Annotated in this window: 12 protein-coding genes; 6 read left to right on the forward strand and 6 right to left on the reverse strand. The window is 73.7% G+C overall.

The window, feature by feature from the left end:
* Both ACFPBZ_RS12390 and ACFPBZ_RS12395 read right to left on the reverse strand, forming a co-directional pair.
* Positions 1-215, reverse strand: a 215-nt coding sequence (locus ACFPBZ_RS12390) for a hypothetical protein (RefSeq protein ID WP_378036360.1), incomplete at its 3' end; no start/stop codon positions are given.
* The gene (locus ACFPBZ_RS12395; RefSeq protein WP_378036361.1) at positions 215-793 is read right to left on the reverse strand and encodes a DUF6542 domain-containing protein; all 579 of its coding nucleotides are present in this window, start codon (positions 791-793) and stop codon (positions 215-217) included. The genes ACFPBZ_RS12395 and ACFPBZ_RS12390, both read right to left, overlap by 1 nt.
* 235 nt (positions 794-1028) lie before the next feature.
* On the opposite strand from ACFPBZ_RS12395, the gene ACFPBZ_RS12400 reads away from it, so the two are divergent.
* Both ACFPBZ_RS12400 and ACFPBZ_RS12405 read left to right on the forward strand, forming a co-directional pair.
* A complete protein-coding gene (locus ACFPBZ_RS12400; protein ID WP_378036362.1) occupies positions 1029-2030 on the forward strand; it encodes a S1 family peptidase in 1002 nt (333 codons plus the stop codon).
* A gap of 108 nt (positions 2031-2138) precedes the next feature.
* Positions 2139-3170 (forward strand): S1 family peptidase, encoded by a 1032-nt coding sequence (locus ACFPBZ_RS12405; RefSeq protein ID WP_378036363.1) that lies wholly within the window; start codon positions 2139-2141, stop codon positions 3168-3170.
* Here the strand turns inward: ACFPBZ_RS12405 and ACFPBZ_RS12410 are convergent.
* From ACFPBZ_RS12410 to ACFPBZ_RS12420, 3 genes are read right to left on the reverse strand one after another with little or no spacing between them, the layout of a single operon-like run.
* A complete protein-coding gene (locus ACFPBZ_RS12410) occupies positions 3157-3906 on the reverse strand; it encodes a nucleoside phosphorylase (RefSeq protein WP_378036364.1) in 750 nt (249 codons plus the stop codon). The two genes, ACFPBZ_RS12405 and ACFPBZ_RS12410, sit on opposite strands and share 14 nt — an antisense overlap.
* The gene (gene xylB / locus ACFPBZ_RS12415) at positions 3903-5309 is read right to left on the reverse strand and encodes a xylulokinase (protein WP_378036365.1); all 1407 of its coding nucleotides are present in this window, start codon (positions 5307-5309) and stop codon (positions 3903-3905) included. Before xylB ends, ACFPBZ_RS12410 begins: the two co-directional genes overlap by 4 nt.
* Before the next feature lie 24 nt (positions 5310-5333).
* Positions 5334-6356 (reverse strand): LacI family DNA-binding transcriptional regulator, encoded by a 1023-nt coding sequence (locus ACFPBZ_RS12420; protein WP_378036366.1) that lies wholly within the window; start codon positions 6354-6356, stop codon positions 5334-5336.
* 190 nt (positions 6357-6546) lie between these two features.
* Here ACFPBZ_RS12420 and ACFPBZ_RS12425 point away from each other — a divergent pair, with 190 nt between their 5' ends.
* The 4 genes from ACFPBZ_RS12425 to ACFPBZ_RS12440 are packed head-to-tail and all read left to right on the forward strand — an operon-like array spanning position 6547 to position 10897.
* Positions 6547-7920 carry an ABC transporter substrate-binding protein gene (locus ACFPBZ_RS12425; RefSeq protein ID WP_378036367.1) on the forward strand — a complete coding sequence of 458 codons (1374 nt, stop codon included), beginning with the start codon at positions 6547-6549 and terminating at the stop codon, positions 7918-7920.
* 49 nt (positions 7921-7969) lie between these two features.
* The gene (locus tag ACFPBZ_RS12430) at positions 7970-8923 is read left to right on the forward strand and encodes a carbohydrate ABC transporter permease (protein WP_378036368.1); all 954 of its coding nucleotides are present in this window, start codon (positions 7970-7972) and stop codon (positions 8921-8923) included.
* The gene (locus tag ACFPBZ_RS12435; RefSeq protein WP_378036369.1) at positions 8923-9804 is read left to right on the forward strand and encodes a carbohydrate ABC transporter permease; all 882 of its coding nucleotides are present in this window, start codon (positions 8923-8925) and stop codon (positions 9802-9804) included. The genes ACFPBZ_RS12430 and ACFPBZ_RS12435 overlap by 1 nt, the downstream gene beginning before the upstream one ends.
* Before the next feature lie 10 nt (positions 9805-9814).
* Positions 9815-10897 (forward strand): ABC transporter ATP-binding protein, encoded by a 1083-nt coding sequence (locus ACFPBZ_RS12440; protein ID WP_378036370.1) that lies wholly within the window; start codon positions 9815-9817, stop codon positions 10895-10897.
* Positions 10898-11242: 345 nt separating this feature from the next.
* Here ACFPBZ_RS12440 and ACFPBZ_RS12445 read toward each other — a convergent pair whose 3' ends face one another.
* Positions 11243-12745, reverse strand: coding sequence for a mannitol dehydrogenase family protein (locus tag ACFPBZ_RS12445; RefSeq protein WP_378036371.1), 1503 nt, complete (start codon positions 12743-12745; stop codon positions 11243-11245).

Below are 12745 nucleotides of genomic sequence, written 5' to 3' on the forward strand. Positions count from 1 at the left end.
GGCGACGGCGGGACCGGGGGGCGGCCGGCCGGTGGCGGGCCGGCCGGGGGCGGGGAGGCCGGTGGCGGGCCGGCCGGGGGCGGGGAGGCCGGGGGAGGTCCGGCCGGGCGACCTCGCTCCGGGGCGGGACGCGGGGCGCCACCGTCGGGACGGGTGGCCCGACGGCGCGGCATGCGGAACTGCCCGGGGCGGTCGGGCTTCTCGGGATCGGCCATCACGCATTCCCTCCGCCGCGCAGCGCGGTCCGGAGCGAGAATCCGGGATTCGCGTCGCGGTGCCGCAGGAATCCGAGGAGAACGCACGCGACGAGCGCGACGAGCATCCACCAGAACAATTGTGCGAGGGGCGCGAAGACGCCGAGCGCGAACATCGTGGTGCTCGAGGCGTCGCCGGCGAGGATCGTGGCGACCACCAGGGCGAGGAACGCGAGGACCGGGGGCTGCAGGGCCGGCACGACGAGGCCGTCGGGCCGCGCCGCGCACACCGCGAGCACGCACACGACGAGGTAGCCGACCGGGAACAGCAGTCCGAGCAGGCCCGCGCGGTGCTGCAGGAACCACGCGAGCAGCACGACGACGACCAGCGCGACGGCCGAGAGCAGGGGCCACGGGTACCCCGGGCCCACCGCGAAGCGTCCCGACTGACGGGGCCGCGCGGGCTCCGCCGGGGGCCGCTCCGCCACGGCGCCACCGGACCGGCGGGCACCGCGGGAGAAGGACCCGCTCGACCACCGGGCGGGACCGGGCCGTCGTCCCGCGTCGTCGCCCGGGCGCGGGTCCCACCGATCGGCCACGGAGTCACCGTAGCCGAGGTCCGGCCGGTCCCCACGGGGGCGTCGTCGGAACTATTTCCCGGCCCATTCCCGCGGGCGCGTTCGCAATTTCCGACCGGCTCACACGAATCGCACGTCGAGGCGGGCGTCCCGGTCGTGCGACGGGGCGAAGGGGCGGCGCCGCACCACGGACGGGTGCGACCGCACGCCGACGGCCCGCCCCGACCTTAGTCTCGACAGCGTCACCAACTGGTCCGTGTGGCCTATCTGCGACACACCACCCGAAGGACCCGCGTGCCCGTCGAGAACACCCCTGCCCGCCTCGTCGGCGCGGTCCTGCTCGTGCTCGCCGCCCTCGTCGGAACGGCCGCCCCGGCCCTCGCCGACCCCGCCCCGCCGCCCCCCGCGCCCGGCTGGACCTACCGGGTCGATCGAGGTCACCCCGCGCGAGGGGCAGGACGCGAAGGAGCGGCTCGACGCCCGCAGCGACCGGGTGCCGGCGACCGTGACGGCCTGGTACGTCGACCCGGCGACGCGGCAGACGGTCGTGGCGGTCGTCGGGCCGGTCACCCCCGAGGCCACCGAGTTCGCGGCCGACGAGAACCCGGCCGCCGTCCGGCTCCGGCCGATGTCGGCCCCGGTCCGCCCGCTGCAGGTGGTCGCCCCGCCCCAGGCGCCGACGACCCTCGTCGGGGGCACCGCGATCACCGCCGAGTCCGTGCGCTGCTCGGTGGGCTGGTCGGTGCGCAGCGCCACCACGCTCTCCGTGCTCACGGCCGGCCACTGCACCGAGGACGCGATGACCTGGGACGGGCCCGACCGTCGACCCCTCGGCACCGTCACCCGCAGCCGCTATCCCACCGAGGACTACGGCCTGATCCAGGTCGGCGACCCCTCGGCGTGGCGACCGAGCGGCCAGGTGGCGGGCGGGCCGACGGTCACCGGGTCGACCCCGTCGGGGATCGGGGCGCCGGTCTGCCGGTCGGGCTCGACCTCGGGCTACCACTGCGGCGAGATCCAGGGGCTCGACGCCACCGTCAACTACGGCAGCGGCGTCGTCGTCTCGGGCCTCGTCCGGACCAGTGCGTGCGCGGAGCCCGGCGACTCCGGCGGCCCGTTCGTCGACCCCGGCACCGCGCAGGCGCAGGGCACGCTCTCGGGCGGCTCCGGCGACTGCACGAGCGGCGGGGAGAGCTACTTCGAACCCCTGGCGCCGCTCCTGGAGCGCTTCGGCCTGACGTTGGTCACCGGCAGCTGAGCACCATCCCGGCTTGGCGATTAGGCCGAACGGGTTAACGTCTGCGTCCGCCACTGCGATACCCCCGGGACACGACAGCTCACCGTCCGTGCTGACCGGAGGATTCTCGTGCCCCTGACCGACCCCGCCCGTCGTGCCGGCGCCGTGCTGGCGCTCGCCCTGGCCGCCGTCCTCGTCCTCGCCGTGCCGGCCCTCGCGCAGCCCTCCCCGACCCCGCCGCCCCTGCCGCCCGGTCCGGGCTCGACGAACCGGCCCACGCCGGTCGAGCCGGGCGCGGGCCAGGCGGCGAAGCGGCGCCTGGACGAGCGCCGCGGTCGTGTGCCCGCGAACGTCGCCGCCTGGTACGTCGACCCGGCCACCAACCAGACCGTCGTCGCCGTCGTCGGCCCCGCCACGAGGGACGCGACCGACTTCGCGGCCGACGAGAACCCCGCCGCGGTGCGGGTGCAGCCGATGTCGGCGCCGATCCGGCCGTTGGGCGACGGGGCGCAGCGGAGCTCGGCCCTCCGGCAGGCCGCGGCCGCACCCCTGGTCGGGGGCAGCGCGATCACCACGGTGACCAGCACGACGACCTCCGGCGGCACCACCACGCGCACCGGGCTCCGCTGCTCCGACGGCTGGTCGGTGCGTCGCGGCACGACGACCTACCTGCTCACCGCCGGCCACTGCACGCAGGGCACCACGAGCTGGTCCGGACCGAACGGGCAGACCATCGGCACCGTCGCCCGCACCGCCTGGCCGACCGCCGACTACGGGATCGTCCAGGTCACCGACACCGCGGCCTGGCGCGGCAGCGGTCAGGTCCGGGGTGGGCCGACGGTCACCGGCGCCACCGAGGCGCCGGTCGGCACGCAGGTCTGCCGGTCCGGCTCGACGTCGGGCTACCACTGCGGAGTGGTCCGGGCGAAGAACGTCACGGTCAACTACGGCAGCGGCGTCGTCGTGCAGGGGCTGACGCAGACCACCGCCTGCGCCGACTCCGGCGACTCCGGCGGGTCGGTCCTCGCCCCGGGGACCCGGCAGGCCCAGGGCCTGCTGTCGGGCGGTTCCGGCAGCTGCGCCGGCGGGGGCACCAGCTACTTCCAGCCGCTGCGCCCGATCCTCAACCAGTTCGGTCTGACGCTGGTCACCGGGAGCTGACGAGGACGTCGACGAGGCCGGCCCGGGCGTCGTGGGCGGTGGTCCAGCGCCGGTGGTCCCACGTCTCGCCGGCGAGCGAGTCGCCCGCGAAGAGGACCTGGGAGAAGGCGACCCCGCGGAAGCGGGCGACGGCGATGAGCGCGGCCGCCTCCATCTCCACGGTCACGCAGCCCTCCTCGCGGCGGCGGTCGGTGCGCGAGCGGGTCTCCCGGTAGACGGCGTCGGTGGTCCACGTCCGCCCGACCGTGTGCGCCACGTCGGCCGCGTGCAGGTCCGCGACCAGCGCCGACACCCCGTCGGGATCGGCGTCGACCACCCGGCCGGGCGGCAGGTAGTGGAACGACGTGCCCTCGTCGCGCAGGGCGGAGTCGACGACGACCGCGTGGCCGAGCACGAGGTCGCCCACCAGCACGCCCGCGCCACCGACCGCGGTGAAGCGGCGCCCGCCCAGCACGATCAGCTCCTCCAGGCTCGCGGCCGCCATCGGGGCACCGACCCCGGGGTGCGCGACGCCGACCGTGCGCCCGTCGGGCCGGGTGACCCCGAGGACGGGGGAGCGGCCGTTCTCCGAGTGCAGCGCGGCCACCTCGGGGTGCTCCCGGGCGAGCGCGGCGAGCACCTCCGGGAAGAAGCACAGGACGATGTCGGCGGGCACCTCGCCGCTGGTGCGCATGGCACCGGGCGCGATGATCCCGGGCTGGTCGAGGTCGTCCTCGGCGAGGGGGAGATCGGTCACCCGGCCACCCTGGCGTAGGCGGCGCGCAGGGAGCGGGCGGCCTCGCGGTCGGCGGCGGTGGCCTCGATCACCGACTCCCGCGGCACCCGCCACGCCGGCTCCTCGCCGTGCAGCGCCCACGCCGCCTGCCGGGCCGCCCCGAGCGCGACGTACTCGGCGGGCGCGAGCACCTCGACGTCGAGCCCGAACACCGCCGGGGCGATCGCGGCGACCGCCCGCGACCGGCTGCCGCCGCCGATCAGCAGGATCCGTTCGCCGGCCACCCCCACGTCGGCCAGCGCCCCGACCCCGGCCGCGAGGCCGCAGAGCATCCCCTCGACGGCGGCCCGGGCGAGGTTCTCCCGCGTGCCGTTGGCGCCGGTCAGCCCGGCGATCGTGCCGGTGGCGTCGGGCCGGTCGGGGGTCCGCTCGCCCTCGAGGTAGGGCACGAGCACCAGGCCGCCCGCCCCGGGTGCGGCGGCGAGGGCGAGGTCGTCGAACCCGTCGGGGTCGACGCCGAGCAGGGTCGCGCCCACCCCGAGCACGCGCGCGGCGTTGAGGGTGCAGACCAGCGGCAGGTAGCGCCCGCGGGCGTCGGCGAACCCGGCGACGAGCCCGCTCGGGTCGGCGGTCGGGTCGTCGGCGGAGGCGAACACCGTGCCCGAGGTCCCGATCGAGACGATCAGCTCCCCGGGCGCGCTCCCGATGGCCAGGGCGGCACCCATGTTGTCCCCGGTGCCGGGCGCGACGACGAGGCCCTTCGCCGGTCCGTGCTCGTGCCCCCGGCCGACGTCCTCACCCGGCGAGGCGACCCGCGGGACGTCGAGCTCCCGCCCGAAGGCGAGCTCGAGCAGGTCGGGGCGGTAGCGCTCCTGCGCCGGGGACCAGTAGCCGGTGCCGGACGCGTCGCCCCGGTCGGTGACCGCCTCGACCCCGGCCCGGGCGCCGCCGCGCAGCCGCCAGGTGAGCCAGTCGTGCGGGAGCATCACCGACCGCGCCCGCTCCGCGTTCGCCGGCTCCTCGCGGGCGGTCCAGCGCAGCTTCGAGGCGGTGATGCTGGCGACGGGCACGGTGCCGACCGCGTCGGCCCAGGCGTCCGCGCCCCCCAGCTCGGACACGAGGTCGTGCGCCGCGTCGGCCGAGCGCGTGTCGTTCCAGAGCAGGGCGTCGCGGATCGGCTCGCCGCGGCCGTCGCAGAGCACCATCCCGTGCTGCTGCCCGGCCACCGCGATCGCCGCGACGTCGTCGGTCCCGACCTCGCCGAGCGCGGCGGAGAGCGCGGTCCACCAGTGCCGCGGGTCGACCTCGGTGCCCTCGGGATGGGCCTGCCGGGCCTCCCGCACCACCGACCCGTCGGCGGGATCGACGACGACGACCTTGGTGGCCTGGGTGGACGAGTCGACTCCGGCGACGTAGGCGGGCATCCGCCCATGTCAGCATCCCGCGGGCTACGGCACCACCGGCGGCTCGCCGGGCACGCAGCCGCAGCTCTCCCGGACGACGAAGCTCGGCGCCAGCTGCTGGACCTCCACCGACGCGTCGGGCTGGGCGCGCCGGCGCAGCAGCAGCCGGACGGCCTCGGAGGCGATCCGGGTGAAGGGCTGCGCCATCACCGTCAGCCGGGGCGCGAACAGGTCGGCCCACGCGAAGTCGTCGAAGGCCACCACCGCCACGTCCTCGGGCACGCGGGCGCCGGCGTCGCGCAGGGCCGCGATCACGCCGATCGTCATGCTGTTGTTCCCGACGACGACCGCCGTGGGCGGTTCGGGCAGCGCCAGCAGGTCCGCCATCGCGGCCCGGGCGGGCTCGGTGGCCGACTCCCCGGAGACCTGCAGCGCCGGGTCCGGCACCACGCCGGTCTCGTCGAGCGCCTGCAGGAACCCCGCGCAGCGCTCCGAGGTCGTCGTCAGGCCGCTCAGCCCCGCCACGAGCGCGATCCGGGTGTGCCCGTGCCCGACGAGGTGGCGGGTGAGCGTCGCGGTCGCCTCCCGGTTCTCGCTGCCGACCTGGTCGAGCGAGCTCGCGATCCCGTCGCTGATGAGGCGGTCGAGCAGCACGGTGGGGACCTCGTGGCGGGCCAGGTACTCGAGCGCCGCCTCGGGCGCGGGCGACGGCGCGAGTACCACCCCGTCGACGCGGTGGTGGTGCAGGCGGGCCACGACGGTGCGCTCGTAGTCGGGGTCCTCGTGCGGGTCGACCAGCAGCAGTGTGTAGCCGGCGGCCGCGGCGGCCGACTCGGCGGAGGAGAGCAGCTCGCCGAAGTACGGGTTCGAGATCGCCGACAGGACGAGCCCGAGGGTGGTCGTGCGGCTGGTGGCCAGCGACCGGGCGACCGTGTTCGGCGTGTACGCGGTCTCCTCGACCGCGGCGAGGACGGCGGCCCGGGTGTCGGCGCTGACCGACCGGGTGTTGTTGAGGACGTGGGAGACGGTGGCCGTGGAGACCCCGGCCCGCCGCGCGACGTCGGCCATCGTGACCACCCGTCGGACCTCCGCTCACGACCCCGCCTGCTGACCGCGCTGATGATGCCCGCTCGGACGCGATCGGGGGAGGACGTGCCCGCCGCGCGAACAGGACGACCGGAATGGTCAAGCGTTTGCGTCGGCACGCGGGGGAGTCCTACGGTCGCTCGACGTGATACCGGCGTGGCCCACATCACGTGTGGATCGGAGCGGAGGCGGCGTGAGACGACGAGGTCTGCCGGCATTGCTGGGCGTGGCGCTTCTCGGGCTCGTGGCGGGCTGCTCGGGCGCGGGCGCGCTGGGGGCCGAGGAGGGCGTCGAGACGGTGACCGTCGCGATCGTCTCGAACCCGCAGATGGAGGACGCGATCTCGCTGTCCCCGCAGTTCGAGCAGGAGCACCCGGGTATCCGCCTGCGCTTCGTCTCGCTCTCGGAGAACGAGGCCCGCGCGAAGATCACCGCGAGTGTCGCCACCGGCGGCGGCGAGTTCGACGCCGTGATGATCTCGAACTACGAGACCCCGCAGTGGGCCCAGAACGGCTGGCTGACCGACCTGACGCCCCTCATGGACCGCACCCCGGGCTACGACCCCGGCGACTTCCTGCCCACGGTGCGCGACGCGCTGTCGTTCCAGGGGCGGATGTACTCGGTGCCGTTCTACGCCGAGTCGTCGTTCCTTATGTACCGCAAGGACCTCTTCGCGCAGGCCGGCCTGACGATGCCGGCGCAGCCGACCTGGCAGCAGGTCGCCGACGCCGCCGCCCGGCTCGACGACCGCTCGCGCGGCGGGAACACCGCCGGCATCTGCCTGCGCGGCAAGCCCGGCTGGGGCGAGATGATGGCGCCGTTCAACACGGTGGTGAACACCTTCGGCGGCCGCTGGTACGACCCGCAGTGGAACGCCCAGCTGACCAGCCCGCAGTTCGAGCAGGCGGCGCAGTTCTACGTCGACCTGGCGCGGGCCCACGGCATCGCCGGCGGCTCGCAGGCCGGCTTCTCCGAGTGCGGCACCGCGTTCAGCCAGGGCAACGTGGCCATGTGGTACGACTCGACCTCCGCGGCGGGGACCGTGATCGACCCCGAGGAGTCCCGGGTCGTCGACCAGGTCGGGTTCGCCGCCGCGCCTGTGGTCGCCACCCCGAGCTCCGGGTGGCTCTACTCCTGGTCGCTCGCCATCCCCAAGACCTCCCCGCGCGTCGACGCCGCGTGGGAGTTCATGAGCTGGATGACGGACAAGGCGTACGTCCAGCGGGTCGGCACCCAGCTCGGCTGGGAGTCCGCGCCCCCTGGCGCCCGGAACTCCACCTACGACTCGCCCCAGTACCAGCAGGCCGCCGGCGCCTTCGCCGACACGGTCCGCGACGCGATCCAGCGGGCCAACCCGAAGCAGCCGACCGTGCAGCCGGTGCCCTACGAGGGCGTGCAGTTCCTCCGGATCCCCGAGTTCCAGGACCTCGGCACGCGGGTGAGCCAACAGATGAGCGCCGCCATCGCCGGGCAGATCACGCCGGCCGAGGCGCTGGAGCAGTCGCAGGAGTACGCGACGACGGTGGGGGAGAGCTACCAGCCATGAATTCACGACGCATTCAGGGGAGCACGCCGGTAGGAGAGCTGGGGCAGTCATGACCAGCACTCTCGAGAGGCCGCCCGCCGAGGCCGGGCCGCCCCCCGCCCCGCGGACGCCCGGTCCCCGGTCGACGAGGAGCGAGGGCTGGGTGCGCCGCGCGCCCCTGCTCCCGGCGCTCGTCTTCACGATCATCATCACGCAGATCCCGTTCCTGCTGACGATCTTCTACTCGTTGCAGTCGTGGAACCTGGTGCGGCCGGGGTCGCAGCAGTTCGTGTGGTTCGAGAACTACGTCAGCGTCTTCGCCGACTCGCAGTTCCGCGGGGTCGCGCTCAACACCGTGGTCATGACGGTCGGGTCGGTGCTCGTCGCCGTCGTGCTCGGGATGGTGCTGGCGCTCCTGCTCAACCGCCACTTCGTCGGGCGGGGCGTGGTGCGCACCCTGCTGGTGACGCCCTTCCTCATCACGCCCGTCGCGGCGGCCCTGCTGTGGAAGACGACGCTGCTCGACCCGACCTACGGCCTCGTGAACTTCCTGCTCTCTCCGTTCGGGGTGGGCGACGTCGCGTGGACCTCGAGCTACCCGCTCGTGTCGGTGATGGTCGCGCTCATCTGGCAGTGGACGCCGTTCATGATGCTGCTGCTGCTCGCCGGCCTGCAGTCGATGCCGTCGGACCAGATCGAGGCCGCCCGCATGGACGGCGCGGGCGCGTGGGCGATCTTCCGGGAGCTGACGCTGCCGCACCTGCGGCGCTTCATCGAGCTGGGCACCGTCCTGGGCGCGATCTACCTGGTGAACACCTTCGACGCCGTCTACATGATCACGCAGGGCGGGCCCGGCACGGCGTCGGCGAACCTGCCGTACTACATCTACCAGCGGGCGTTCCTCGGCTTCGACATCGGCCAGTCGGCGGCCATGGGCGTCGTCGTCGTGGTCATGACGATCATCGTCGCCACCTTCGCGCTGCGCCTGGTCTTCACGAGCTTCGGCGCGGCGGAGGAGAACTGATGGCCACGAGCACCGAGGCCCGGCCGACCACCTCGTCGTCGGGACCCGAGCCCCAGGAGCCCCGGAGCGCGTCGCGCACCGGTCCGGTCCTGCTGACCGTCGTCACGTGGATCGTCGCCATCGGGTTCTTCTTCCCGGTGCTGTGGATGGTGCTGACGGCGTTCAAGACCGAGCAGGACGCCCAGACCGACCCGCCGACCCTGGCGTTCACGCCGACGCTCGAGCAGTTCCGGACCGTCTTCGACGCGGGCATCGGGCCGTACTTCGCGAACTCGCTCGGGGCGACGGTCATCTCGACCGTCCTCGTCCTGCTGCTCGCCACGCCCGCGGCGTTCGCGCTCTCGCTGCGCCCCGTGGAGAAGACGCAGGACGTCCTGTTCTTCTTCATCTCGACGAAGATGCTCCCGGTCGTCGCCGCGATCGTCCCGATCTACGTCGTCGTGAACGACCTGCGGCTGCTCGACAACATCTGGACGCTCGTCGTGCTCTACACCGCGATGAACCTCCCGATCGCGATCTGGATGATGCGCTCGTTCTTCCTGGAGGTGCCGTCCGAGCTGCTGGAGGCCGCGTCGATCGACGGGGCCAGCCTGGGGCGGACCCTGCGCGAGGTGGTGCTGCCGATCGTCTCGCCCGGCATCTTCGCCACCGCGCTGATCTGCACGATCTTCTCGTGGAACGAGTTCTTCTTCGCGGTCAACCTGACGTCGGCGAACGCGGGCACGATGCCCACGTTCCTGGTGCAGTTCGTGACCTCGCAGGGCCTCTACTTCGCCCAGCTCTCCGCGGCGGCCACCCTCGCGGCCCTGCCGGTGATCCTCGCGGGGTGGGTGGCCCAGAACAAGCTGGTGCAGGGTCTGTCGTTCGGCGCCGTCAAGTGAGGGGATTCTGATGGCCGAAGTGGTGTTCGAGCAGGCCTCGCGGATCTACACGCCCGGGGCGAAGCCCGCCGTCGACCGGCTCGACATGACCGTCGCCGACGGCGAGCTGGTGGTGCTCGTCGGGCCGTCGGGCTCGGGGAAGTCGACCGCGCTGCGGATGCTCGCCGGCCTCGAGCCGATCGACGCGGGCAGCGTGAAGATCGACGGGCGCAACGTCGTGGACGTCCCGTCGAAGGACCGGGACATCGCGATGGTGTTCCAGAGCTACGCGCTCTACCCGTCGAAGACGGTGCGCGACAACATGGCCTTCCCGCTCAAGATGCGCGGCATGGACAAGGCCGAGCAGGCCAAGCGCGTGAACGACGCCGCCGAGCTCCTCGGGCTCACCGAGTACCTCGACCGCAAGCCCAAGGCCCTCTCCGGCGGCCAGCGCCAGCGTGTCGCGATGGGCCGGGCGATCGTCCGCGAGCCCCAGGTCTTCCTCATGGACGAGCCGCTGTCGAACCTCGACGCCAAGATGCGCGTCCAGACCCGCTCACAGATCGCGGGGCTGCAGAACCGGCTCGCCGTCTCCACCGTCTACGTCACCCACGACCAGGTCGAGGCCATGACGATGGGCGACCGCGTCGCGGTGCTCCGCGACGGCCGGCTCCAGCAGTACGCCACGCCCAGCGACCTCTACGACCACCCCGACAACGCCTTCGTCGCCGGGTTCATCGGCTCGCCGGCGATGAACCTCATGGACCTGCGCCGCACCGGCGACGGGGTGTCCCTGGGCGGGTCGGAGATCCCGCTGGCGCGCACGATCCGCGACGCGGCCGGGTCGTCGGACACCCTGACCGTCGGCGTGCGCCCGGAGGACCTGTCCCTGGAGTCGGACGGCGGCGGGATCAAGGCGGTCGTCGACGTGGTGGAGGAGCTGGGCAGCGAGTCCTACCTCTACGCGCACATGGCCGAGCACCCCGACACCACGCTCGTCGTCCGCGGACCCGGCCGGACGAAGGTCCGCTACGGCGAGACGATCGCGGTCCGGGTCGACCCGGACGCCCTGCACGTGTTCGACGCGACCTCGGGGGAGCGGGTCGGCGGCTGACCCTCCCGACCGACGCGTTGCGCGACGCACACGGTCAGCCGGGTCGAGGTACGCCGGCGGCAGCGTTGCGTCACGCACACGGTCAGCGAGGTCGGCCCGGCAGCGCTACGGCAGTGCGCGGCGCACACGGTCAGCGAGGTCGAGGCCTGGCAGCGCTACGGCGTTGCGCGACGCACACGGTCAGAAGCGTCGAGGTACGCCAGCGGCAGCGTTGCGCGGCGCAACGGCGACGGCGGTTCGTCGTCGTGCCGAGCCGGCCGTGTGCGGGACGCAACGGTGACGACGGTTCGTCGTCGTGCCGAGCCGGCCGTGTGCGGGACGGAACGGGTGCGGCGTCGGGACCGACTACCCGTCGAGGACGGCGCGGAGTGACGCGCGGGCGCCCTCGGTGTGCAGGCGGTCGAGGTGGCGGCGGTAGGCGTCGGTGAAGCGGGAGTCGTCGACGAGGTCGCCGAAGAGCGAGCGGTCCTCGAGGAAGGCCAGGGGCTCGTCGGGGTAGCGGCGGGCGGCGGCGGTGCGCTCCTCGGCGCGGCCGGTGTCGACGACGTCGATCGGCTCGCCGGACTCGTCGACCCCCTCCGCGTAGCGGGCCCACGCGGCGACGATCAGCGCCGAGCGCTCGATCTGGCCGCCCTGGTCGAGGTTCTTCCGGATCACGGGCACCAGCCACGGCGGGATCCGGTCGGAGGACTCCGCGGCGAGGCGGGCGAGGGTGTCGCGGATCTCGGGGTTGGCGAAGCGGGAGACCAGCGTCGACTTGTACTCGTCGAGGTCGACCCCGGGGACCGGGAGCAGGGTCGGCGTGGCCTCGTCGTCCATGTAGCCGCGGACGAAGCGCACGAACTCGTCGTCGGCGCACACCTCGTGGGCGTACCGGAACCCGGCGAGGTAGCCGAGGTAGGCGATCGCCTGGTGGGAGGCGTTGAGCAGGCGGAGCTTCATCAGCTCGTAGGGCTCGACGTCGGCGACCACCTGCACGCCGGCCTCCTCGAAGGCGGGGCGGCCGGACACGAAGCGGTCCTCGAGCACCCACTGGGTGAACGGCTCGCAGACCACGGGCCAGCCGTCCTGCACCCCGAACTGCGACGCGAGCTCCTCGCGGTCGTCGTCGGTGGTGCGCGGCGTGATCCGGTCGACCATGGAGTTCGGGAACGGGACCTCGGCCTCGATCCAGGCGGCGAGGTCGTCGGCGGCCTGCTCGTCGCGCAGGCGGGCGAAGGCGGTGATCATGCGGTGGGCGACGTCGCCGTTGCCGGCGATGTTGTCGCAGCTCATCACGGTGAACGGCGCGGTCCCCGCGTGGCGGCGCCGGCGCAGCGCCTCGACGAGGTAGCCGAAGGCCGACTGGGGCAGGGTGTCGGCGTCGCGGGCGATGTCGTGCGCGACGCTCGCCTCCGAGCCGTCGAACTCGCCCGTGGCGGTGTTGACGTGGTAGCCGCCCTCGGTGACGGTGAGGCTGACGATCCGGGTGGCCGGGTCGGTCATGCGGTCGAGGACGGCCTCCGGGTCGTCGGGTGCCACGAGGTAGTCGACCATGGAGCCGATGACGCGGGGCTCGCGCGAGCCGTCGGCGTGCTTGAGCACGAGCGTGTAGAGGTCGTCCTGGCGGTGCATGACCTCGCCCATGGCCCGGTCGGCCTCCAGCACGCCGACCCCGCACAGCGCCCACTCGTGGTCGCGACCCTCGGTGAAGAGGCGGTCGAGGTACATCGCCTGGTGGGCGCGGTGGAAGCCGCCGACCCCGATGTGGACGATGCCGACGGCGAGGGCGTCGCGGTCGTAGGTCGGGACCGGGACCGACAGCTCCGGGAGGCTCGCGCGGCTCAGGGCGACTGCGTCGGCGCTCAT

It is taken from the genome of Actinomycetospora atypica (genome assembly GCF_042653685.1).
Lineage (GTDB): Bacteria > Actinomycetota > Actinomycetes > Mycobacteriales > Pseudonocardiaceae > Actinomycetospora > Actinomycetospora atypica.

Bases quoted from the DNA above. Each gene is read 5' to 3' on its own strand.
- xylB (WP_378036365.1), bottom strand. From the start codon at position 5,309: ATGCCCGCCTACGTCGCCGGAGTCGACTCGTCCACCCAGGCCACCAAG.
- ACFPBZ_RS12420 (WP_378036366.1), bottom strand. From the start codon at position 6,356: ATGGCCGACGTCGCGCGGCGGGCCGGGGTCTCCACGGCCACCGTCTCC.
- ACFPBZ_RS12430 (WP_378036368.1), top strand. From the start codon at position 7,970: ATGACCAGCACTCTCGAGAGGCCGCCCGCCGAGGCCGGGCCGCCCCCC.
- ACFPBZ_RS12435 (WP_378036369.1), top strand. From the start codon at position 8,923: ATGGCCACGAGCACCGAGGCCCGGCCGACCACCTCGTCGTCGGGACCC.
- ACFPBZ_RS12440 (WP_378036370.1), top strand. From the start codon at position 9,815: ATGGCCGAAGTGGTGTTCGAGCAGGCCTCGCGGATCTACACGCCCGGG.
- ACFPBZ_RS12445 (WP_378036371.1), bottom strand. From the start codon at position 12,745: ATGAGCGCCGACGCAGTCGCCCTGAGCCGCGCGAGCCTCCCGGAGCTG.